Source organism: Pseudomonas sp. FSL L8-0168, assembly GCF_037976155.1.
Classification (GTDB): domain Bacteria; phylum Pseudomonadota; class Gammaproteobacteria; order Pseudomonadales; family Pseudomonadaceae; genus Aquipseudomonas; species Aquipseudomonas paracarnis.
This window is the reverse complement of the sequence record NZ_CP150262.1, coordinates 2102791-2125476: the sequence shown is the minus strand read 5'-3', so window position 1 is coordinate 2125476 and position 22686 is coordinate 2102791. Positions and strand designations below refer to the sequence as shown.

The window sequence follows — 22686 nt, the reverse complement described above, 5'->3', positions numbered from 1 at the left end:
GTGGGAACGCCGCTCTGGACGCTCTGCGTCCGCTTTAAAGTCGTGACGCAGAGCGTCACATGATGCATTCCCACACAGAGCGTGGGAACGATCTCTAAAAAGGCCCGCACTAAGCGGGCCTTTTACGTTCAGCGGTTTATCAACCTGCCACCAGCACCCGAATCGCTTCCAGTCGCAGTGCCGCTTTATCGAGCATGGCCAGGCCTTGCTCGCGCTGGTTGCGCAAGGCGACCAGCTCGCTGTCACGCACGGTCGGGTTGACCGCTTGCAACGCGGTCAGGCGCGCCAGCTCTTCGTCAGTATCTGCCGCGAGGCGACGCTTGGCTTCGGCGACACGCTCGGCGTGACGCGGGGCGATCTTCTCTTCACCGGCGTTGATGCGCGGGGTGAGTTGGTCGCGCTGCGCCTGCACGAATTTGTTCGCGCTGGCCCGTGGCACGCTTTCCAGCTGGTCATTCAAGGTCACGAACGACACGCGGCCCGACAAATCGTTGCCGTTGGCATCCAGCAGGCAGCGCAAGGCGGCCGGTGGCAGGTAGCGGCCCAGTTGCAGGGAGCGCGGGGCGACCACTTCGCTGACATACAGCAGTTCAAGCAATACGGTGCCTGGCTTGAGCGCCTTGTTCTTGATCAGCGCCACGGCGGTGTTGCCCATGGAACCGGACAGCACCAGGTCCATGCCGCCCTGCACCATCGGGTGTTCCCAGGTGATGAACTGCATGTCTTCGCGCGACAGCGCCTGGTTACGGTCGTAGGTAATGGTCACACCTTCGTCGTCGCCCAGGGGGAAGCTGGCGTCGAGCATTTTTTCGCTGGGCTTGAGGATCAGCGCGTTTTCCGAATGGTCTTCGCTGTCGATGCCGAACGCGTCGAACAGGGTTTCCATGTAGATCGGCAGGGCGAACTGGTCGTCTTGTTCGAGGATGTCCTCGACCAGGGCATCGCCTTCGCCGGCGCCGCCGGAATTGAGCTCCAGCAAACGGTCCCGACCGGTGTGCAGCTCCTGCTCCAGACGCTCGCGCTCGGCGCGGGCTTCGTCGATCAGGGCTTGCCACTCGCCGTCATCGGCGGCTTCCAGCAAGGGCAGCAGGCGCGGGCCGAACTGATGCTGCAAGGCGTTACCGGTCGGGCAGGTGTTGAGGAAGGCATTGAGCGCTTCGTGGTACCACTGGAACAGGCGTTCTTGCGGGCTGGTTTCCAGGTACGGCACGTGCAGTTCGATCACGTGTTTCTGGCCGATCCGGTCCAGGCGCCCGATGCGCTGTTCCAGCAGGTCGGGGTGAGACGGCAGGTCGAACAGCACCAGGTGATGGGAAAACTGGAAGTTGCGGCCTTCACTGCCGATTTCCGAGCAGATCAGCACCTGGGCGCCGAACTCTTCATCGGCAAAGTAAGCGGCGGCGCGGTCACGCTCGAGGATGTTCATGCCTTCGTGGAACACCGTGGCCGGGATGCCGGAGCGCACGCGCAGGGCGTCTTCCAGGTCCATGGCGGTTTCGGCGTGGGCGCAGATCACCAAAACCTTGGTGCGCTTGAGCATTTTCAGCTGGTCGATCAGCCACTCGACCCGCGGGTCGAAGCGCCACCAGCGGTTCTCTTCCTCGACATCCGGTTGCGCCTGGAAGCTGACTTCCGGGTACAGCTCTGCGTGTTCGCCCAGGGGCAGTTCGAGGTATTCGTCCGGGTTGGGCAGCGGGTAGGCGTGCAGCTTGCGCTCAGGGAAGCCTTGCACCGCGGCACGGGTGTTGCGAAACAGCACGCGGCCGGTACCGTGGCGGTCGAGCAGTTCACGCACCAGGCGGGCACTGGCTTCGCTGTCGCCATCGTTGACGGCGGTGAGCAGTGCTTCACCTTCGTCACCAAGGAAGCCTTGGATGGTCTTGTGCGCGGCCGGTGACAGGCGGCCCTTGTCCAGCAGCTCCTGCACGGCTTCGGCCACCGGGCGATAGTTTTCGCTCTCGGCGCGGAAGGCTTGCAGATCGTGGAAGCGGTTCGGGTCCAGCAGGCGCAGGCGCGCAAAATGGCTGTCCTGGCCCAGTTGTTCCGGGGTGGCGGTCAGCAGCAGCACGCCTGGAATTACTTCGGCCAGTTGTTCGACCAGCGAGTATTCGGCGCTGGCCTTGTCTTCGTGCCATACCAGGTGGTGGGCTTCGTCGACCACCAGCAAGTCCCAGCCAGCGGCGAACAGCGCGTCCTGGGCCTTCTCGTCGTCCACCAGCCATTCCAGCGCAACGAGTGCAAGCTGGGTGTCTTCGAACGGGTTGGTGGCATCGCTTTCGATAAAGCGCTCTTCATCGAACAGCGCAACCTGCAGGTTGAAGCGGCGGCGCATTTCCACCAGCCATTGGTGCTGCAGGTTTTCCGGAACCAGGATCAGTACGCGGCTGGCACGGCCCGAAAGCAGTTGGCGATGGATCACCAGGCCCGCTTCGATGGTCTTGCCCAGGCCCACTTCGTCCGCCAGCAACACCCGTGGCGCGATACGGTCCGCGACTTCGCGGGCGATGTGCAGTTGGTGGGCAATCGGTTGGGCGCGTACGCCACCCAGGCCCCACAGCGAGGACTGCAACTGGCGGCTGGTGTGTTCCAGGGTGTGGTAGCGCAGCGAGAACCACGCCAGCGGGTCAATCTGCCCGGCGAACAGACGGTCACTGGCCAGGCGGAACTGGATAAAGTTGGACAGTTGGGTTTCCGGCAGGGTGACCTGCTCGTTCTGCCCATTGAGGCCGTGGTAGACCAGCAGGCCATCGACGTCGTCGACTTCCTGTACGGTCATTTTCCAGCCTTCGAAATGGGTGATGGTGTCACCCGGCGAAAACCTCACGCGAGTGAGGGGCGCATTCCGTAGCGCATACTGGCGAGTGTCGCCAGTGGCCGGATAGAGCACGGTCAACAAGCGGCCGTCCTGTGCCAGAACGGTGCCTAACCCCAGCTCTGCTTCGCTGTCACTAATCCAGCGTTGCCCCGGTTGATACTGCTGCGCCATGCTGCCTGACTCCCGCCGTGAAAAAGCCGACTATGTTAACGGAACACGGCCCGGCGCCCAAGAACTCTGACAAAAACTACGCTGTTTGTACGGGCCGGCGGAAATTGAATCGACGGATGGCGGGCACTTGAGAGTGTCGACTGAGTCACAGCTTGGCACGCGGGTGCTCAAGTCGCCCTGCCACCCGCCGACAGCCTGTTGATCAGGAGAATAATTATCATGCTGCCACCCATGCTGCCCGTCAGTGTTGTGCCGGTCACGTCGCAACTCGACCCGGCACGCCAGAAGCCGGATATTCCGCCGGTGGTGCCCGTTCAACCGGGCTCCAACGAGAGCACGATCGACCTGAAAAAAGGCGATGCCGAGCAATCGACCTTTCTGCTGCGCGAAGAGCAGCGTCGCCAGCAGGAGCAGCAGAAACGCCGGCGCGAAGCCGACGACGACGCGGAGCAGCATTTGCCGATTCCCGGCGACTTGCTCAACGCTGACAACACCGTGCCCGTGGCGCCGCTGATCGAAGACGCGCCGCGCCAGGGCCTGTGGGTGGATATCGAGGTCTAACCGTTCAGTTCGCGCAGGGCCTTCACCAGCAGCTCAATATCGTCATCGGTGTTGAGCGGGCTGACGGAGATGCGCGCAACGCTGCTCAACCCACGTGCTTGCATGTCCAGCGGGGTGTAGGCCACGCCATTGGCGCCGATGTTGATGCGCTTTAACCCCAGGCGTTGTTTGAGTTCAAAACTATCCCAGCCGGCCAGGTTGAACGCGATCAAGCCTGAATGCGTTCTGCCTAAGTCATGCAAGGTAACTCCCGGTATCTGACGCAGTGCCTCGCGGATTCGCGCGCTGGTCTTCGAGACCCTTTGCCATACTTGCTCAATCCCCAGTTGATTGATCTCGTGCAACGCATTGCCCAGGCCGGCCAGCAGGGCGAAAGAGACTTCGCTGGTTTCAAAGCGCCGGGCGTCGTTGCGCAGATCGAAGCCTTCGGCGGTCCAGGGCGCTGAAAACACGTCGCGTTGGGCCGGGTTCAGATGCGGCAGAAAATCCGGCCTGATATACAGCAGCGCGGTACCGCGAGGCCCGCGCAGGTGTTTGCGGCCGGCAGACTTGAGCACATCGCACTGCAACGCTTGCACATCCACCGGCAGTTGGCCGACGGCTTGGCCCGCGTCGATGAAGTAGGGGATGGCATGCCGCCTGGCCACATCGCCGATGGCCTGGGCCGGGTTGATCAAGCCACCGTTGGCCGGCAGCCAGGTGAGGTCGATCAGCTTCACCTTGGCATCCAGCATCGCCTCCAACGCCACCGGGCAGGCCGCGCCGCTGGCATCGCACGGGATGACCTCCACCCGCGCCCCGGCTTGAATGGCCAGTTCCATGCTCGCCAGGTTACCGCCCCATTCGTGGCGCCCCACCAGAATTCGATCACCCGGCTGCCAGGGCCCCAGCGCCTGGAAGGCCAGGCTCCAGGCCGTCGAGCCACTGCTGGCGAAGGCAATCGCTGAGGCGGGCGCATTGAGCAACTGCCCAGCGGCGCGGCGGGCCTTTTCCACTAAGATGGCACCCTGTTCTCCGGCCTCCATCGGGCCGTCGCGGGCTTCGCGTTGCAGCTGTTCGATGATGGCGTCGAGCGTCGCCTGGCTGGGCAAGGAGGCTCCAGCATGATTGAAGTGCACGAGGCCGGACTGGCAACCGGGCGTGGCTTCTCGCAAGTGCTGGATTTGCAGCGGGCTCATGACTGCAGCTCGAAAGTGGCGTCCACTTCCACGGCGACACCAGCCGGCAGGCTGCAAACCCCTACGGCGGTGCGCACGTGCCGGCCCTTGTCGCCGAGGGCGTTGACCAGCAGGTTCGAAGCGCCATTGGCGACCAGGCTTTGGCGCTGGAAGTCGGCGCTGCTGGCAATGAACACGCCCAGGCGAAGGATGCGCACCACCCGCGACAGGTCATCGTCCAGCGCATCGCTTAATTGCCCCAGCAGGCCCAGCGCTGCCAATTCCGCTGCTTGGGCGCCATCTTCATCGCTGAGAGAATCGCCCAGCCGGCCAATGTAGGCGGGTTTGCCATCGATCATGGGAATTTGTCCCGAGATGAACAGCTGGTGTTGGCTGATCACATGATTGATGTAGTTGGCTGCGGGTTGGCTGTGCGTAGGCAGTGTCAGGCCGAGGGCGTGTACGCGCTGGCGGATGGAGTCAGTCATGGTGAAATCCTCTGGTGTCAGAAGGTTCCAGCATGTTGGTGGTGGCGAGGGGCGACAAACGGATAGATCTCAACCGACGTATCTAAAAAACTCACGCGTCGGCGCACGCTTGCTTCAACCACTGAATGAAGCATTCAGCCGCCTCACTGAGCGGACCCTGAGGGGCGATCAGCCAATAGCCGATGTCGCTGTGATAGGGCGGCCTGTCAAAGGCCTCCACCAGGCTGCCGTCGTGGAGCCTGCGTTCAATCAGGCGATGGCGGCCCATGGCGATACCCTGGCCGGCCACGCTCGCTTCGACCACGATGTTGTAGTCATGCAACATCACGCGGGGGTGATGATCGAGGTTGATCTGGTAATGGGCGGACCAATCGGTCCACTCGAAAGGGCGGTGCGAGGTCGCCATCAACAACGGGCCTGTGGCGACCTGTCTGGCCTTGAACGCCGGGCTGCATACCGGTGACAGGGTTTCGGTCATCAGGCGTGTGGCGAGCACGTCGGGCCAGTCGCCCTTGCCGTAGCGGATGGCCAAGTCAACTTCGGCCGTGGCGACGTTGGCCAATTGAATCGCGGGCAGCAATTCCACCTGGATATGCGGGTGGCGCTGTAGAAACTCGGCCAGGCGCGGCGCCAGCCACAGCGTGGCAAAGGACGCCAGCAAGCCGATACGCAATACACTGGCGCACGGCGCTCCCCGCTGGCTGCGTGTTGCAGCGGCGATGGCGTCCAGGGCAGGGCGTATTTGCGCGTAGTAATCTTGCCCGGCCAACGTCAGGTCGATCGCACGGGTTCGCCGGATAAACAGCGGCTTGCCCAAGTGGTGCTCGAGCTTATGTACCTGGTGGCTCAGCGCACTTTGGGTCACCGACAACTCGTCAGCCGCCTTGATAAAACTCAAGTGCCGTGCCACGGCCTCGAAGGCGCGCAGGGCCAGCAGCGGTGGAAGGTCGTTGTGCAAGGCCACCTGGATGCACCTCCTGGGCAGGGTAGAAAGTGCCGATTTTGGTCGATGGCCTGCATTTTGTCGCCCGCTTAATTGCTGTCGGGCGGGGCAGGCCGCATTATTGAGGCATTCTCGCCACGACGTAAGCCAAGCCATGAGTGATGACGACAAGCTGATCGACCTGAACGCCGAACGTGCCAAGCGCGTTCACGACCTTAATGACAAGCGCCTGAATGAAGTGCGCCAAGCCTTTGAGCAAGCCATGCCCTTGGGCAAGCCCAAGAAGAAGTCGAAGAACAAGCCGAAAAAACGTTGAAACGTCCTGCCTCTATTGATGCAGGTCAGTTATTCCCCTTCTTTACGCCCCGTTGTGGGCGACATTGATCCTGGTCAATTTCCCACTGTGCCTTCTCTATTAACTTAGCCCTATCGCAACAGGGCAAGTGCAGGAGGCCGGTCATGTTTTTCGATAATGTGGTTTTTGCCGGAGTGCTGACTGTTAGCCTCATGGTGCTGTTTTTTGTAGGGTTTGGATTTTTTATCTGGAAAGACGCGAACAAGCGTAAAAAACCTTAAGTCTTTCCGGGTTACATGAGCACGCAAGGCATTTTGGGCGACTTCGGTCGCCCTTTTTTTTGGCAAAACGCACCGCAGTTTTTGATCGTTCCCACGCTCCGCGTGGGAACGCATCCCGTGACGCTCCGCGTCACCCGTGCGCCAGTGGGACGCGGAGCGTCCGTGGCGGCATTCCCACGCAGAGCGTGGGAACGATCATAAAAAAAGGTGCGACCCTCGCGGATCGCACCTTTTTTATTGCCGGCTGGCTATCAGTTGCCCAAAGCCTTGGACGCCAGCCAGAACAACCCGGCCGAGAGGCCTACGGTCGCTGGCAAGGTCAATACCCAGGCCATCAGGATGGTCTTGACGGTGCCACCTTGCAGGCCGCTTTTGTTGGCAACCATGGTGCCTGCCACGCCAGAAGACAGGACATGGGTGGTGGACACTGGCAGGGCGAAGATGTTGGCGAAGCCGATCATGGTGGCCGTGGTGATTTGCGCCGACATGCCCTGGGCATAGGTCATGCCTTGCTTGCCGATCTTTTCACCGATGGTCAGCACCACGCGCTTCCAGCCCACCATGGTGCCCAGGCCCAGGGCCAGTGCGACCGCGAGGATCACCCAGAACGGGGCGTACTCGGTGGTGGCGGTCAGGTCTTTGCGCAGCTTGTCGAGGTCGGACTTCTCACGGGAGTCCAGGCCTGGCAGCTTGCCGACCTTTTTCGCGGTGTCATCCAGGCAAAGCAGGTAGCGACGTACCTCGATGCGGTGGTCGGCCGTCAGCGAGTGGTAGTCCGAGACGCCCTTGAGGGTGCCCAGCAGCGCGTTGATCGTCGGTTCGGTCTGCTGCGGGTTGCAGCGGAACTTGCCCGGCAGGTCATCCTTCACGCTTTTGCCCAGGGCCAGGAATTCACCGAGGGTCTCGTGGTTGCGCTGGTAGAACTGGTTCAGGTGCAGGGTGGCGTCGCGGGTACGTTCGATCTGGTAAGTGGTGCTGCCCAGGTCCAATACGAACTGCGCCGGCACGATACCGATGAGCACCAGCATGATCAGGCCGATGCCCTTCTGGCCATCGTTGGAGCCGTGCACGAAGCTCACCGCCATGGCCGAAATCACCAGGACGAGGCGGTTCCAGAATGGCGGGTGCTTTTTGTCGTCAAGCTTGCGGCGCTGGTCCGGGGTCTTGTGCATCTTCGACAGCGGACGCCACCACTTCAGACCGATCAGTACCAGAGCGGCGACCAGAAAGCCCGCCATCGGCGAGAATACCAGGGACGCGCCGATATCCACGGCCTTCTGCCAGTTCACACCGTCAGCCAGGGGGATGTCGTTGATCAACGCGTTGGCCAGGCCGACACCAAGGATCGAGCCGATCAGGGTGTGGGAGCTGGAGGCGGGGATACCGAAGTACCAGGTGCCCAGGTTCCAGGTGATCGCTGCTGCCAACAATGAGAAGACCATTGCCAAGCCATGGCCGGTGTTCACATTGATCAGCAACTCCACCGGCAGCAAGTGCACGATGGCGTAGGCGACACCGACACCACCGAGCAATACGCCGAGGAAATTGAACACCCCGGAGAAGAACACGGCCAGGTGTGGCGGCATGGCTTTGGTATAGATGACTGTGGCCACCGCGTTAGCGGTGTCATGAAAGCCATTGATGAACTCGAAGGCGAGGACAAAGGCCAGGGCGAGCAACAGGCTCACTAGAACCCAAGCATCCAGTCCGCTGAATAAATCGATCATGAAGGTTTTCTGACCCGGTCGTAAGGGGGCGCGATTATGCCAGAAAACATCAGTAATCGATGCATTAGCTGCTCATCGGTAACAATCTTCCTGGAAAAAAACGCGGCAGGACGCACGCATCCCAGGGTTTTCGGGGCTTTGGCAAGTCTTTGATTTATAAAGCGCAGGCCGCAGAAGGCGGGCTTTAGTCATGAAAATGCCATGCCTGAAACATTTGTATGAAATTTCGTAGGTGGCTGTAGGTTACTGACCAGTGGACGCTAAAGCGGGTGCCCTCTGCCAGTACTTCACCGGCAGAGACAGCACGACCCTTAAGGCTCGAACCGAAGCGCTTATGGCTCCTCGGTCTTGAGCTCCTGCTCGATCTTTTGGATTTCCTGGGCAAATGCCTGGTCTAGCAGGCTGGCGCGTTTACGCCATGGCTTGCGTTCCGGCTCGGGTTGCGCGGCGTAGGTGGTGACTTCCCCGCCGTAGACATCCTTGTAACGTTGCTCCTGGCGCTCAAGTTCCGCGCGCAGTTCATCTTTCGTCACAGTATTACCTAATTGAGTTGAGTTTATTGATTGCGCAGCGTCATGCCTGAAAGTCGTGCTCGGGCGGTTCCAAATAGAACAATAAAACGTTCAAATGGGTAAATAGGCCTGAGGGCAGTTCTTTTAAGCGAATACTTGTGTCCGGCCCTGCATACAACCCGCAACGCCCGGTGAGCTCCACTCCCGATACATACCGGGCCGACCTCTGCACAGGTTGCATTATAGCGGCGCATTTGAATAACACTATCATCATGAAGTTAAAAAGCGTCAACGATGTGTCAGAGGTTTGTTACATGCTGGCGTCGGTATTTGTGAACACCGTCATCATCCTGGCAGGGTAAATGCCCCTGCTTTATAGATGCATCAGGCAAATCTGAAACCAGGGCCGCGAGGGGTGCGCCAGCGCCGGCCAAATTGCGATAATCGCATGGTCGTTCGATAATCGCCCAATGTTGCCGACGCTGACTTGTGCAGGGCGACCGGCACGGCTTGTAATAGCCGCCAACCCTCCCGTGGTGATAACAAGAGAAGGCCCCTTGAAATGAACGATCAATTGCGCAACTCCTTTGCATCAGTGGCGCCGCCGATCGTGGCTTCACCGGCCAAGCGCATCCAGGCATTCACCGGTGATCCGGATTTCATGACGTCCCTGGCCCGTGGCCTGGCCGTGGTGCAGGCATTCCAGGAGCGTAAGCGTCACCTGACCATCGCTCAGATCAGCCATCGCACGGAAATTCCCCGCGCCGCCGTGCGCCGTTGCCTGCACACCTTGATCAAGCTCGGCTACGCCACCACGGATGGGCGCACCTACTCGCTGTTGCCCAAGGTACTGACCCTCGGTCATGCCTATCTGTCGTCCACACCGCTGGCTGTTTCGGCCCAGCCTTACCTGGACCGCATGAGCGAGCAACTGCATGAAGCCTGCAACATGGCCACCCTGGAAGGCGATGACATTCTTTATATCGCCCGTTCCGCCACCACCCAGCGTCTGATCTCAGTTGACCTGTCGGTGGGTGGGCGCTTGCCTGCATATTGCACGTCCATGGGCCGCATTCTGCTGGCCGCCCTCGACGACGCTTCGCTGCAGGATTATCTCGACCATGCCGACCTGCAAACCAAGACCAGCCGCACCCTGACCACGCCGCAAGCGTTATTGGAATGCCTGCAACAGGTGCGTCAGCAGGGCTGGTGCATTGTCGACCAGGAACTGGAGCAGGGCCTGCGCTCCATCGCGGTGCCGGTGTATGACGCGTCCGGCCAGGTATTGGCCGCGCTTAATGTCAGCACCCACGCCGGTCGGGTCAGCCGCAGCGAGTTGGAGCAGCGCTTTTTGCCGAGCATGCTCAGCGCCAGCCGTGAGCTGAGTGCGCAGCTGTTTGCCTAAGCTGTTCGGTGACCGCACAGATCCCGGTTGGCTCGATTGACGGTGTTTCCCTTGGCTTATTAATGTGCGGCAGCGCTCTGAGGAGCTGCCCAATAAGAATGACGGCCCCAGGTCGTCGGCCCGCCATCGGTGTGGAATAAAAATAATGAATCAGCCTTCTGTCGGTACCACCCTGGACGTACAGTCCTTTATCAACACCCAGCCACTCTCGCGGTATCAGTGGCGCGTGGTGATCCTGTGTTTCCTGATTGTCTTTCTCGACGGCCTCGACACCGCCGCGATGGGCTTTATCGCGCCCGCGCTGTCCCAGGACTGGGGCATCGACCGCGCCAGCCTCGGCCCGGTGATGAGCGCCGCGTTGATCGGCATGGTGTTTGGCGCACTCGGTTCCGGCCCCCTGGCCGACCGCTTTGGCCGCAAAGTCGTGCTGGTCGGCGCGGTGTTGGTGTTTGGTGCGTTCAGCCTGGCGTCGGCCTACAGCACCACTGTCGACCAGTTGCTGGTGCTGCGCTTTCTCACCGGCCTGGGCCTGGGCGCCGGCATGCCGAATGCCACCACCTTGTTGTCTGAATACACCCCCGAGCGGCATAAATCCTTGTTGGTGACCAGCATGTTCTGTGGCTTCAACCTCGGCATGGCCGGTGGTGGGTTTATTTCGGCCAAGCTGATCCCGGCCTTCGGCTGGCACAGCCTGTTGCTGATCGGCGGCATCCTGCCGTTGATCCTGGCTGGGGTGCTGCTGGTATGGCTACCGGAATCGGCGCGTTACCTGGTGGTGCGCAATCGCGGCACCGACAAGGTGCGCAAGACCCTGGCCCCTATCGAGCCAAACATCGTTGCCCAGGCCTCTCACTTCAGCGTACCGGAGCAAAAAACCGTCAAGGCCCGCAATGTGTTCGCGGTGATCTTCTCGGGCACCTACAGCGCTGGCACCTTGCTGTTGTGGCTCACGTACTTCATGGGCCTGGTGATTGTTTACCTGCTGACCAGTTGGCTCCCCACCTTGATGCGCGACAGTGGCGCGAGCATGGAGCAAGCCGCGTTCATCGGCGCGCTGTTCCAGTTTGGTGGGGTATTGAGCGCGGTGGGCGTGGGCTGGGCGATGGACCGGTTCAACCCGCACAAAGTGATCGGCACGTTCTATCTGCTGGCCGGGGTGTTTGCCTACGCGGTGGGGCAGAGCCTGGGCAACATCACGTTGTTGGCCACCCTGGTGCTGGTCGCCGGGATGTGCGTCAACGGTGCGCAATCGGCGATGCCGTCGCTGGCGGCGCGTTTCTACCCCACCCAAGGCCGTGCCACCGGGGTGTCGTGGATGCTCGGCATCGGCCGCTTCGGCGCGATCCTGGGAGCGTGGATGGGCGCAACCTTGCTGGGCCTGGGCTGGAACTTCGAGCAGGTGCTCACCGCATTGGTGATACCGGCGGCCTTGGCCACGGCAGCGGTAATGATTAAGGGCATGGTCAGCCATGCCGATGCGACCTGAAACCGATCACTACCCCTGTGGGAGCTGGCTTGCCTGCGATAGCGGTGCTGAATCCACTCGCGCCATCGCAGGCAAGCCAGCTCCCGCATTGACCCTGTTCCTTGCGATGGTTAGTTAAGCAACAATCGGTTCGATAATCGAACGCTCAGTCGATTATCGGATTGTTTGGCCCATTTCCCCGGCTTAATCTTCTAGCACTTCGGCGCCACCTCAGCGCCTTTTTCGATCAACACCGGGAGCCCAACCCCATGGCTGAAATCCTCACCCTGCGTGATGCGGTCAAGCGCTTCGTGAACGACGGCGATACCGTCGCCCTCGAAGGCTTCACCCACCTGATCCCTACGGCCGCAGGCCATGAAATCATTCGTCAGGGCAAGAGAGACCTGACGCTGGTGCGCATGACGCCTGACCTGATCTACGACCAGTTGATCGGTGCCGGCTGTGCGCGCAAGTTGATTTTCTCCTGGGGCGGCAACCCGGGCGTGGGTTCCCTGCATCGGCTGCGCGACGCGGTAGAGAAACAATGGCCGCAAGCGCTGGAGATCGAAGAGCACAGCCACGCCGACCTGGCCAATGCCTACGTCGCCGGTGCCTCCGGCCTGCCGTTCGCGGTGTTGCGGGCCTATGCCGGTTCCGACTTGCCCAAGGTCAACCCGCTGATCAAGACCGTCACCTGCCCCTTCACCGGCGAAGTGCTGGCGGCGGTGCCATCGGTGCGTCCGGACATCACCGTGATTCACGCGCAGAAAGCCGACCGCAAAGGCAACGTGCTGCTCTGGGGCATTCTCGGGGTGCAAAAGGAAGCGGCGCTGGCGGCCAAGCGCTGCATCGTCACCGTCGAGGAAATCGTCGACGACCTGAATGCGCCGATGAACAGCTGCGTGCTGCCGACCTGGGCGCTGACGGCGGTGTGTCACGTACCCGGTGGTGCCCATCCTTCCTACGCGCACGGCTACAACGAGCGGGATAACCGCTTCTACCAGGCGTGGGACCCGATTGCCCGCGACCGCGGGACCTTTACCGCCTGGATCGACGAATACATCCACGGCACTGCCGACTTCAGTGAATTCCAGGCCAAGCTGGCCGCCGCGCAGGAGGCTAAGTAATGGCTTATTCCACCAATGAGATGATGACCGTCGCCGCCGCACGCCGCCTCAAGAACGGCTCGGTGTGCTTCGTCGGCATCGGCCTGCCATCCAAGGCGGCCAACCTGGCGCGCCTGACGTCCTCGCCGGATGTGGTGCTGATCTACGAGTCCGGCCCGATTGGGGCCAAGCCCAGCGTGTTGCCGCTGTCCATCGGCGATGGCGAGCTGGCGGAGACCGCCGACACCGTGGTGCCCACCGGTGAGATCTTTCGCTACTGGCTGCAGGGCGGGCGCATTGATGTCGGTTTTCTCGGCGCGGCCCAGGTCGACCGTTTCGGCAATATCAACACCACCGTGGTCGGTGATTATCACCAGCCCAAAGTGCGTTTGCCGGGTGCCGGTGGCGCGCCGGAAATCGCCGGTTCGGCCAAGAGCGTGTTGATCATCCTTAAGCAATCGTCCCGTTCGTTTGTGGACAAACTGGACTTCATCACCTCCGTCGGTCACGGCGAAGGTGGCGACTCACGCAAGCGTCTGGGCCTGCCCGGCGCCGGCCCGGTGGGCATCATTACCGACCTGTGCATCATGGAGCCGGAGGAGGGCAGCCATGAGTTCGTGGTCACTGCGCTGCATCCGGGCGTGACCCGCGAGCAAGTGATCGCCGCCACCGGCTGGGCGATTCGCTTTGCCGACAAGGTGAGCACCACCGCTGAACCCACCGAGACCGAACTGACCGCCCTGCGTGACCTCGAAGCACGCACCGCCGCCGCCCATGGCCAAGCACCGGGAGAAGCCTGATGCGCGAGGTATTTATCTGCGATGCCATTCGTACGCCGATTGGCCGTTTCGGCGGTGGCCTGTCTACGGTGCGCGCCGATGACTTGGCGGCACTGCCGATCAAGGCGCTGATCGAGCGTAACCCGTCGGTGGACTGGAGCGCCGTAGACGAAGTCTTCCTCGGCTGCGCCAACCAGGCCGGTGAAGATAACCGCAACGTGGCACGCATGGCGTTGCTGCTGGCGGGGCTGCCGGAAAGTATTCCTGGAGTGACCCTCAACCGCCTGTGCGCCTCGGGCATGGATGCCATCGGCACCGCTTTTCGTGCGATTGCCAGTGGTGAAATGGAGTTGGCGATTGCCGGTGGCGTCGAATCGATGTCCCGCGCTCCGTTTGTGATGGGCAAGGCCGACGCGGCGTTCTCGCGCAACATGAAGTTGGAAGACACCACCATTGGCTGGCGCTTTATCAACCCGCTGATGAAGGCCCAGTACGGTGTGGATGCCATGCCGCAGACCGCCGATAACGTGGCCGATGACTATCAGGTTTCCCGCGCCGACCAGGACGCTTTCGCCCTGCGCAGCCAGCAACGCACCGCCGCTGCCCAGGCCGCCGGGTTCTTTGCCGAGGAAATCGTTCCGGTGCGGGTCGCCCATAAAAAAGGCGAAACCCTGGTGGAACACGATGAACACCCACGGGACACCACGTTGGAAGCCCTGGCCAAGCTCAAGCCGGTCAACGGCGCGGACAAGACCGTCACTGCCGGCAATGCCTCGGGCGTCAACGACGGCGCCGCCGCGCTGATCCTCGCCAGCGCCGAGGCCGTCAAGCAACACGGCCTCACCGCCCGCGCCCGTGTGCTGGGCATGGCCAGTGCCGGAGTCGCCCCGCGGGTGATGGGCATCGGCCCGGTGCCGGCGGTGCGCAAACTGGTGGAGCGCCTGGGGTTGGCGGTCACCGACTTTGATGTGATCGAACTCAACGAAGCCTTCGCCAGCCAAGGCCTGGCGGTGCTGCGCGAGCTGGGTATCGCTGACGATGCGCCCCAGGTCAACCCCAACGGCGGCGCCATTGCCCTCGGTCACCCCTTGGGGATGAGTGGTGCGCGGTTGGTGATGACGGCCCTGCACCAATTGGAAAAAACCGGCGGCCGCAAAGGCCTGGCGACCATGTGCGTGGGCGTCGGCCAAGGCCTGGCCCTGGCGATTGAACGCGTCTGATAACTAAAAGAGGATTGCTCCATGAGTGACAAGCCCGGTTACCGGCGCCCGCAAGCGGGCACTCAACCTGATTACCTGCACCCGGCCTACCAGTCGACGAACCTGCGTTCGCCTTCACAGCCTTTGGTGTTCCTGCCCCATTCCTTGTCGGAAATCACGGGCCCGACCATCGGCGCCGAACGTATCAATGAGAAGGACAACGACCTGACAGCCCAGCATGAGGGCGAGCCGCAAGGCGAGCGCATCATCATTCATGGCCGTGTGCTGGACGAAAACGGCCTGCCAGTGCCGGGCATCCTTGTGGAGATCTGGCAGGCCAATGCCGCCGGCCGCTACAACCACAAGCGCGACCTGCACGATGCACCCCTGGACCCGAATTTCACCGGCACCGGGCGCACCGTCACCGACGCCGACGGCTGGTACCAGTTCCAAACCATCAAGCCCGGCGCCTACCCGTGGGGCAACCACCACAACGCCTGGCGCCCGGCGCATATCCACTTTTCGCTGTTCGGCCCCAGCGTGCTGACGCGCCTGGTGACGCAAATGTATTTCCCGGGCGACCCGTTGCTGGAATACGACCCGATCTACAACTGCGTGCCGGACACCAGCGCCAAGCAACGCTTGATCGCCAGTTTCGACCTGGAAAAAACCATTCCTTCCTATGCCCTCGGCTACCGCTGGGACATCGTCCTGCGCGGCCGCGACGCCACGCCGATGGAGAAATGAGATGACACTCAACGCGACCACGTCCCACACCGTCGGGCCGTATTACCACATTGGCCTGACCTGGCTGAACCGTGAAGACCTGACCGTCACTGCCACCCTCGGTGAACGTGTGGCAATCAGCGGCCAAGTGGTGGACGGCAACGGTGATGTCGTCAACGATGCCATGCTGGAAGTCTGGCAGGCCAATGCCGCCGGCAAATATGCTCACCCCGAAGACGAGCAGGACAAAGCGCTCGACCCGAACTTCGAAGGCTTTGGCCGCGTGCCGGTGGATGCCGAAGGGCGTTTCCGCTTTACCACCGTCAAGCCGGGCAGTGTGCCGGGGCTCAAGGGCACCACCCAGGCGCCGCATTTGGTGGTGCTGGTGTTTGCCCGTGGGTTGGTGAAGCACTTGCTGACGCGGATTTATTTTGACGGTGAGGCCTTGAACGGCGATGACCCGTTGCTGGCGTGTGTGCCGGCAGAACGTCGTGGCACCTTGATTGCCCAGGCGGATGCGGCAGGGGTTTATCAGTGGAATGTGATTTTGCAGGGCACAGATAAGGAAACGGTGTTCTTCGACTATTGAGTTGGCTGTAGGGCCCCATCGCAGGCAAGCCAGCTCCCACCTTTGAATGTGTTCATAACACAAAATGTGGGAGCCGGGCTTGCCCGCGATGAGGCCCTCTCAGGCTCCAACTATCCAAAAGTCTGCTTGCGGAACAGGGTTGTTGCAAAGTATGTCTAGGCTATAACCGTTCCCACTGAGTAAAAAAACATGACAACAAAAACCAGCCACTACACCGGAGAAGAACGCAGCAAAAGGATCTTTGCGATTGTCGGTGCGTCCTCCGGCAACCTGGTCGAATGGTTCGACTTCTACGTCTATGCCTTCTGCGCGATTTATTTTGCTCCGGCGTTTTTCCCCTCGGACGACCCCACGGTGCAGTTGCTCAACACCGCCGGGGTGTTTGCCGCCGGGTTCCTGATGCGACCGATCGGTGGCTGGTTGTTTGGCCGGGTGGCCGACAAGCACGGGCGCAAGAACTCGATGATGATCTCGGTGCTGATGATGTGCGGCGGCTCCCTGGTCATCGCCTTTCTGCCGACCTACAACGCCATCGGTGCCTGGGCGCCAGCGTTGCTGTTGGTGGCGCGGCTGTTCCAGGGCTTGTCGGTGGGCGGCGAATACGGCACCACGGCCACTTACATGAGTGAAGTCGCGCTCAAGGGCCAGCGTGGCTTCTTTGCTTCGTTCCAGTACGTGACCCTGATCGGCGGCCAGTTGCTGGCGGTGCTGGTGGTGGTGATCCTGCAACAGATCCTCACCGAAGAAGAACTGCGCGCCTGGGGCTGGCGCATCCCGTTTGTGATCGGCGCTATAGCCGCCGTGATCTCCCTGCTGCTGCGTCGCACCCTGAAAGAAACCACCAGCAAGGAAATGCGTGAAGACAAGGACGCCGGCAGTATCGTCGCGCTGTTTCGCGACCACGGCAAAGCCTTCATTACGGTGCTGGGCTACACCGCCGGCGGCTCGCTGATTTTCTATACCTTCACCACCTACATGCAGAAGTACCTGGTGAATACCGTGGGCATGCACGCCAAGACGTCGAGCTACATCATGACCGGCGCGCTGTTTCTGTACATGTGCATGCAGCCGTTGTTCGGCATGTTGGCCGACAAGATTGGCCGGCGTAATTCCATGCTCTGGTTTGCCGGCCTTGGCACGCTGTTTACCGTGCCGATCCTGCTGACCTTGAAAACCGTGACCAGCCCGTTTTTGGCGTTTGTGCTGATCACCCTGGCCTTGGCGATTGTCAGCTTCTACACCTCCATCAGCGGCCTGGTCAAAGCGGAGATGTTCCCGCCCCAGGTGCGTGCATTGGGCGTGGGCCTGGCGTATGCGGTGGCTAACGCGGTGTTTGGCGGTTCGGCAGAAGTGGTTGCGCTGAGCCTCAAATCCATCGGCATGGAAAACACCTTTTATTGGTACGTCACCGCGATGATGGCGGTGGCCTTCCTGTTCAGCTTGCGCCTGCCGAAACAGGCGGCGTACCTGCATCACGATCTGTAAGGGATGAGTTATGACGCTGCGCACGAGCAATCAACTGTTCGACGCTTATTTCACCGCTGACAGCATGGCCGAAGTGTTCTGTGACCAGGGGCGTTTGCAGGGCATGCTGGATTTCGAGGCCGCACTGGCCCGGGCGCAGGCCCGGGTCGGGTTGATTCCCCAGGCCGCTGTCGCACCGATTGCCCAGGCGTGCCTGGCGTCGCTGTATGACGTGGACGCCCTTGGCAGCGCGATTGCCACGGCGGGCAACTCTGCGATTCCATTGGTGAAGGCGTTGGGCAAGTTGATCGCCAGTGAGGACGCCGACGCCGAGCGTTATGTACACCTGGGCGCAACCAGCCAGGATGTGATGGACACCGGCCTAGTGCTGCAACTGCGCCGTGGGGTGGAATTGATCGAAGCCGACCTGGCTCGCCTGGGGGAGGTGTTGGCCGCCCAGGCCCAGCGTTATGCCACCGTGCCGTTGGCCGGGCGCACCTGGTTGCAGCACGCGACGCCGGTCACCCTGGGAATGAAAATCGCCGGTTGGCTGGGCGCGGTGACGCGCAGTCGCCAGCGCCTGGCTGAATTGAAACCGCGCCTGCTGGTCCTGCAATTTGGCGGCGCCTCGGGCACCTTGGCAGCGCTGGGCGAACACGCCATGCCCGTGGCCGAAGCCGTGGCCGCCGAGTTGCAACTGGGCTTACCGGAACAACCCTGGCACACCCAGCGTGACCGCCTGGTGGAGTTTGCCAGCCTGCTTGGCCTGATCGCCGGTAGCCTCGGCAAGTTGGGCCGCGATATCAGCCTGTTGATGCAGACCGAAGCGGCCGAGGTGTTCGAGCCTTCGGCGCCGGGCAAGGGCGGTTCGTCCACCATGCCGCACAAGCGTAACCCGGTGGGCGCCGCAGTGCTGATCAGCGCGGCCACCCGCGTACCGGGCCTGGTGGCAACGATGTTCAGCGCCATGCCTCAAGAGCACGAACGCAGCCTGGGCTTGTGGCACGCCGAATGGGAAACCTTGCCGCAGATTTGCCGCTTGGTGTCCGGTGCCTTGCACCAGGCAATTCTGGTCAGTGAAGGGCTGGAGGTGAATGCCGAACGTATGGCACACAACCTCGACCTGACTCAGGGCCTGGTACTGGCCGAAGCGGTGAGTATCGTGCTCGCCCAACGCTTGGGCCGCGACACTGCGCACCATCTGCTGGAGCAGTGCTGCAAACGTGCGGTCGCCGAGCAGCGCCATTTGCGCGCGGTACTGGCGGATGAGCCGCACGTCACCGCCGAGCTGTCGGCGGCTGAACTGGACCGCCTGCTCGACCCGGCCCATTACCTGGGCCAGGCGTCTACCTGGGTCACGCGTGCGGTGACCGAACATTTTGCTTTGACTGCCTGAGGAGACCGCTGTGGCTTTTGTACAACTCGCCGAGGGCGAACTGCATTACCAACTCGAGGGGCCCGCCGACGCACCGGTACTGGTGCTGTCCAATTCCCTGGGTACCGACCTGCATATGTGGGATATCCAGATTCCGGCCTTTACCGAGCATTTTCGTGTGCTGCGTTTCGACACCCGTGGCCACGGCCAATCCCTGGTGACCGAGGGGCCTTACAGCATCGAGCAACTGGGGGCAGACGTGCTCGCACTGCTGGATGCGCTGGATATCCAGAAGGCGCATTTTTGCGGATTGTCCATGGGCGGCTTGATCGGCCAATGGCTGGGCATTCATGCCGGCGAGCGCCTGCAACGCCTGGTGGTGTGTAATACCGCGGCCAAGATCGGCACGCCCGAGGTGTGGAACCCGCGTATCGAAATGGTCCTGCGTGATGGCGCCGCCGCGATGGTGGCGCTGCGCGATGCGTCCATTGCGCGCTGGTTCACCGCAGATTTCGCCGCTGCCAACCCGCACCAGGCCAAGCAGATCACCGATATGCTCGCGGCCACTTCGCCCAAGGGGTATGCCGCCAACTGCGGCGCCGTGCGCGATGCGGATTTTCGTGAGCAATTGTCCTCGATCAAGGTGCCGACCCTGGTGATTGCCGGCACCGAAGACGCGGTGACGCCGCCAGCTGGCGGCCACTTTATCCAGAACCATGTGCAGGGCGCCGAGTACGCCGAGTTCTATGCAGCGCACCTGTCCAACGTTCAGGCCGGTGCTGCGTTCAGCGACCGGGTGATCGAATTTCTGCTGGCCCGCTGAGGAGCTATTTGTGGACGAGAAACAACGTTACGCCGAGGGCCTGCAGGTGCGCCGCGAAGTACTGGGCGATGCCCATGTCGACCGCAGCCTCAATGCCCTGACCGAGTTCAACAGCGAGTTCCAGGAAATGATCACCCGCCACGCCTGGGGTGACATCTGGACCCGCCCCGGCCTGCCTCGGCATACCCGCAGCCTGATCACCATCGCGATGCTGATCGGCATGAACCGCAGTGAAGAACTGAAACTGCACCTGCGTGCTGCCGCCAGCAACGGCGTAACCCGCGCCGAGATCAAGGAAGTGCTGATGCAGAGTGCGATCTACTGCGGGATTCCGGCAGCGAATGCGACGTTTCATTTGGCTGAGTCAGTGTGGGATGAGTTGGGTGTGGAGTCTCGCCAACAAGACTGAATGTGAAAGGCGATCACCTGTGGGAGCTGGCTTGCCTGCGATTGCAGCGGCGAGGTCTGACTGGGGGCCGTGTTGTCTGCATCGCAGGCAAGCCAGCTCCCACAGGGGATCGTCACAGGTTTAAGGTATTAGTGGGAATCAGCATCCCACAGCCAATTCCACACCCCAGGCAGGTGCACCGGCTCGTTCACAGCCTTGACCGTCCGGGCCAGCGCTGCGCGTTCCAGCGCGGCGTGGTCGGTATAGAACGGCTCGGCCGCGGTCTTCAAACCGTTGACCCGTGCGCTGTCCATCAGAATCTGCAAGTACTCCTGCATATGCCGCGCGGTGTAGCGGTTGATGTCATGAAAGGTCACCACTACCGGGATCACACCCTCCACTGTCGGTAGTTCACCCAAGGCGATGCGTTCGCGTACCACCGACAGTTGCCGATACAGGTTGGCCCGCCGACGCGGGCTGGCGTTGAAGCCCCAGATCTTGCCGTCATTGGCGCTCAAATCCGTCAACAGTACCTGCATGCCGTGGCGTTGGTAGGCGGCGAAGGTGCGCTTGTCGTAGTTCCAGAAGGGGGGGCGTACCAGCACGGGGGGCGCGCCCGTGATGGCGGCAATGTCTGCGGCGCCTTCGGTAAGGGTGTGTTCCAGGGTGGCGTCGTTCAGCCAGCGATGATTGGTGTGAAACGCGGTGGCCGTGTGGAAGGCCAGGATATGGCCAGCGGCGAATTCTCGTTCCATGGTCTTGCGGCCTCGGGAACTGCCGCCTGCGCGAGCGGCTTCGGTCTGCAGGAAGAACACCGCCTTGATCCCCGGCAGCACCGGGTTGTTGGCCAGGTCCGCCACTACCGAACGGCTCGGATTGTTGTAGCCCGAGGCGCTTGGGCCATCGTCGAAGGTCAGCAAAAAGCGGATCGGCGCCTGGGCCAGCAGGCGTTGTTCGGTCTGTGGTGTCAGGGCGATGGGTGCGCTGATACAGCCCCCCAGGCTCAAGACCAGGGCAAACAAAGCGATTGCTGTAGCGAAGGATTTCATGCCGTGCAGGGCCCGAGTAAAGGCCGCTGCTGGGGGGATCAGCAGCGGCAGGCGCGCACCATACAGTAAGTGCTATGCCGGTTTACAGCAGACTGATCGGATAGCTGACGATCAACCGGTTCTCATCGAACTCGTTGTTGCTGTAGTCCCTGCGCATGCTCGAATTGCGCCAGCGCACGTTGAGGTTTTTCAGCGTGCCGCTTTGCACCGTATAGCCTACTTCGGTCTCGCGGCCCCACTCCTTGCCGTCGGTGATGGTGCCGGTGTGCACGTTGCTGCCGCTGATATAGCGGTTCATCAGGGTCAGGCCTGGTACACCGAGGGCGGCGAAGTTGTAGTCGTGGCGAACCTGCCAGGATTTTTCCTGTGCGTTGTCATAGCTGGAGTTGTAGCTGTCGTTGGCCAGGGTGCCGCCGCTGGTGCCGTTGACGCGCATCCAGGCACTGTCGCCGGTGAGTTTTTGCAGGCCGACGTAGAAGGTGTTGCCACCGTACCTGGCCGAGAACAAACCGGACCAGGTTTTGTTGTCCAGGTCGCCGGCGCGGGCGCTGCCGTCGTCCTTACCGTAAAAGAAGCCCAGGTTGGCGCCCAGGGTCCAGTCGCCCACAGGCTGGCTGTGGATCAGATTGACGAACTGCTGGCTGTAGATGTCCTTGAGCTGGGCATTCCACACGCCGACTTGGGTGCGTTTGTCGTTGAATGCGTATTCGGCGCCCTGGAAGTTGAAACGGTCGGAGGTGAAGGCGGTTTTGCCGAACATTGACATGTCGCTCATGCTGCCATCGTCCCGCGGACTATTGGCGCGGAATTGGCCGCCATAGAGGGTCAGGCCGTCGATTTCCTTCGAGGTGATCTGCCCGCCACGCAGGGTCTGTGGCAGGGAGCGGCCATCGTCGGAACGCAGGATCGGCAGCACCGGCATCCATTCGCCCACCTTCAGCTCGGTCTTGGAAAAGCGCGCCTTGAATGCCACGCCCAGCCGGCCAAACTCATCGGCTGGCCGGCCGTCATGGTCCAGCGGCAGCAACTGCGTGCCGCCTGTGCCACGCCCGCCATCGAGCTTGAGCGAGTACAAGCCCAGCACATCCACACCAAAACCGACTGTGCCTTGGGTGAACCCGGACTTGGCGTCGAGAATGAAACTTTGCGTCCACTCCTGCGCGCCACCCTGAGCCTTGGTCGGGTTGGTGTAGTTGCGGTTGAAGAAGAAATTACGCAGGTTGAGGTTGGCGCTGGCGTCTTCGAGAAAGCCGTGATCCTGGGCGAGAACGGGCAGGGCAGAACTGGCGACAGCAGCCGCCAGCAACAGCTGGCGCGGTTGGAAAGTGCTCATGGTGTGAACCTGTTGTTATTGGGTTTATGCAGGTG

Annotated in this window: 22 protein-coding genes; 14 read left to right on the top strand and 8 right to left on the bottom strand. The window is 61.6% G+C overall.

Going from position 1 to position 22686, the window contains the following annotated elements; genetic code table 11:
* Positions 1-139: 139 nt before the first annotated feature.
* On the bottom strand, positions 140-2986 hold the full coding sequence (gene rapA, locus MHH62_RS09245) for an RNA polymerase-associated protein RapA (protein WP_058410206.1): 2847 nt from the start codon (positions 2984-2986) through the stop codon (positions 140-142).
* A gap of 219 nt (positions 2987-3205) precedes the next feature.
* On the opposite strand from rapA, the gene MHH62_RS09240 reads away from it, so the two are divergent.
* Entirely contained in the window at positions 3206-3547 is a 342-nt protein-coding gene (locus MHH62_RS09240) for a hypothetical protein (RefSeq protein ID WP_014717286.1), read from the top strand.
* Here the strand turns inward: MHH62_RS09240 and MHH62_RS09235 are convergent.
* The 3 genes from MHH62_RS09235 to MHH62_RS09225 form a co-directional block, all read right to left on the bottom strand.
* Entirely contained in the window at positions 3544-4725 is a 1182-nt protein-coding gene (locus MHH62_RS09235) for an aminotransferase class V-fold PLP-dependent enzyme (RefSeq protein WP_339232849.1), read from the bottom strand. The two genes, MHH62_RS09240 and MHH62_RS09235, sit on opposite strands and share 4 nt — an antisense overlap.
* A complete protein-coding gene (locus tag MHH62_RS09230; protein ID WP_137270992.1) occupies positions 4722-5192 on the bottom strand; it encodes a RidA family protein in 471 nt (156 codons plus the stop codon). Before MHH62_RS09230 ends, MHH62_RS09235 begins: the two co-directional genes overlap by 4 nt.
* Positions 5193-5283: 91 nt before the next feature.
* Entirely contained in the window at positions 5284-6156 is an 873-nt protein-coding gene (locus tag MHH62_RS09225) for a LysR substrate-binding domain-containing protein (protein ID WP_339232848.1), read from the bottom strand.
* 133 nt (positions 6157-6289) lie between these two features.
* Here MHH62_RS09225 and MHH62_RS09220 point away from each other — a divergent pair, with 133 nt between their 5' ends.
* Both MHH62_RS09220 and ccoM read left to right on the top strand, forming a co-directional pair.
* Positions 6290-6451 carry a hypothetical protein gene (locus tag MHH62_RS09220; protein WP_005785860.1) on the top strand — a complete coding sequence of 54 codons (162 nt, stop codon included), beginning with the start codon at positions 6290-6292 and terminating at the stop codon, positions 6449-6451.
* A 143-nt stretch (positions 6452-6594) separates the two neighbouring features.
* Positions 6595-6711 (top strand): cytochrome c oxidase subunit CcoM, encoded by a 117-nt coding sequence (gene ccoM / locus MHH62_RS09215; RefSeq protein WP_019817835.1) that lies wholly within the window; start codon positions 6595-6597, stop codon positions 6709-6711.
* A 251-nt stretch (positions 6712-6962) separates the two neighbouring features.
* Here ccoM and MHH62_RS09210 read toward each other — a convergent pair whose 3' ends face one another.
* Both MHH62_RS09210 and MHH62_RS09205 read right to left on the bottom strand, forming a co-directional pair.
* Positions 6963-8438 carry an inorganic phosphate transporter gene (locus tag MHH62_RS09210; protein ID WP_003189291.1) on the bottom strand — a complete coding sequence of 492 codons (1476 nt, stop codon included), beginning with the start codon at positions 8436-8438 and terminating at the stop codon, positions 6963-6965.
* Positions 8439-8770: 332 nt separating this feature from the next.
* Positions 8771-8971: a hypothetical protein gene (locus tag MHH62_RS09205; protein WP_003189295.1), complete on the bottom strand. Its 201-nt coding sequence runs from the start codon at positions 8969-8971 to the stop codon at positions 8771-8773.
* Between the two features lie 541 nt (positions 8972-9512).
* Between MHH62_RS09205 and pcaR the strand changes: the two genes are divergently transcribed.
* From pcaR to pcaC, 11 genes are all read left to right on the top strand, one after another.
* On the top strand, positions 9513-10355 hold the full coding sequence (gene pcaR / locus MHH62_RS09200) for a pca regulon transcriptional regulator PcaR (protein WP_014717290.1): 843 nt from the start codon (positions 9513-9515) through the stop codon (positions 10353-10355).
* A 145-nt stretch (positions 10356-10500) separates the two neighbouring features.
* The gene (locus MHH62_RS09195) at positions 10501-11841 is read left to right on the top strand and encodes an MFS transporter (protein WP_032903228.1); all 1341 of its coding nucleotides are present in this window, start codon (positions 10501-10503) and stop codon (positions 11839-11841) included.
* 248 nt (positions 11842-12089) lie between these two features.
* Positions 12090-12947 (top strand): CoA transferase subunit A, encoded by an 858-nt coding sequence (locus MHH62_RS09190; RefSeq protein WP_032903227.1) that lies wholly within the window; start codon positions 12090-12092, stop codon positions 12945-12947.
* On the top strand, positions 12947-13726 hold the full coding sequence (locus tag MHH62_RS09185; RefSeq protein ID WP_032903226.1) for a CoA-transferase subunit beta: 780 nt from the start codon (positions 12947-12949) through the stop codon (positions 13724-13726). The genes MHH62_RS09190 and MHH62_RS09185 overlap by 1 nt, the downstream gene beginning before the upstream one ends.
* Positions 13723-14925, top strand: coding sequence for a 3-oxoadipyl-CoA thiolase (gene pcaF, locus MHH62_RS09180; RefSeq protein ID WP_173877531.1), 1203 nt, complete (start codon positions 13723-13725; stop codon positions 14923-14925). Before MHH62_RS09185 ends, pcaF begins: the two co-directional genes overlap by 4 nt.
* 21 nt (positions 14926-14946) lie before the next feature.
* A complete protein-coding gene (pcaH, locus tag MHH62_RS09175; protein WP_019817832.1) occupies positions 14947-15651 on the top strand; it encodes a protocatechuate 3,4-dioxygenase subunit beta in 705 nt (234 codons plus the stop codon).
* Between the two features lies 1 nt (position 15652).
* Positions 15653-16219, top strand: a complete 567-nt coding sequence (gene pcaG / locus MHH62_RS09170) for a protocatechuate 3,4-dioxygenase subunit alpha (RefSeq protein WP_014717295.1) — start codon at positions 15653-15655, stop codon at positions 16217-16219.
* Between the two features lie 189 nt (positions 16220-16408).
* On the top strand, positions 16409-17704 hold the full coding sequence (locus MHH62_RS09165) for an MFS family transporter (RefSeq protein WP_014717296.1): 1296 nt from the start codon (positions 16409-16411) through the stop codon (positions 17702-17704).
* Positions 17705-17714: 10 nt separating this feature from the next.
* A complete protein-coding gene (locus tag MHH62_RS09160; protein WP_339232847.1) occupies positions 17715-19079 on the top strand; it encodes a 3-carboxy-cis,cis-muconate cycloisomerase in 1365 nt (454 codons plus the stop codon).
* 10 nt (positions 19080-19089) lie between these two features.
* Positions 19090-19881 carry a 3-oxoadipate enol-lactonase gene (pcaD, locus tag MHH62_RS09155; protein WP_339232846.1) on the top strand — a complete coding sequence of 264 codons (792 nt, stop codon included), beginning with the start codon at positions 19090-19092 and terminating at the stop codon, positions 19879-19881.
* A gap of 10 nt (positions 19882-19891) precedes the next feature.
* Positions 19892-20290: a 4-carboxymuconolactone decarboxylase gene (gene pcaC / locus MHH62_RS09150; RefSeq protein ID WP_003189316.1), complete on the top strand. Its 399-nt coding sequence runs from the start codon at positions 19892-19894 to the stop codon at positions 20288-20290.
* 128 nt (positions 20291-20418) lie between these two features.
* Here pcaC and MHH62_RS09145 read toward each other — a convergent pair whose 3' ends face one another.
* Both MHH62_RS09145 and MHH62_RS09140 read right to left on the bottom strand, forming a co-directional pair.
* A complete protein-coding gene (locus MHH62_RS09145; protein WP_032903221.1) occupies positions 20419-21318 on the bottom strand; it encodes a polysaccharide deacetylase family protein in 900 nt (299 codons plus the stop codon).
* A gap of 82 nt (positions 21319-21400) precedes the next feature.
* Entirely contained in the window at positions 21401-22651 is a 1251-nt protein-coding gene (locus MHH62_RS09140; RefSeq protein WP_019817827.1) for an OprD family porin, read from the bottom strand.
* Positions 22652-22686: the final 35 nt, after the last annotated feature.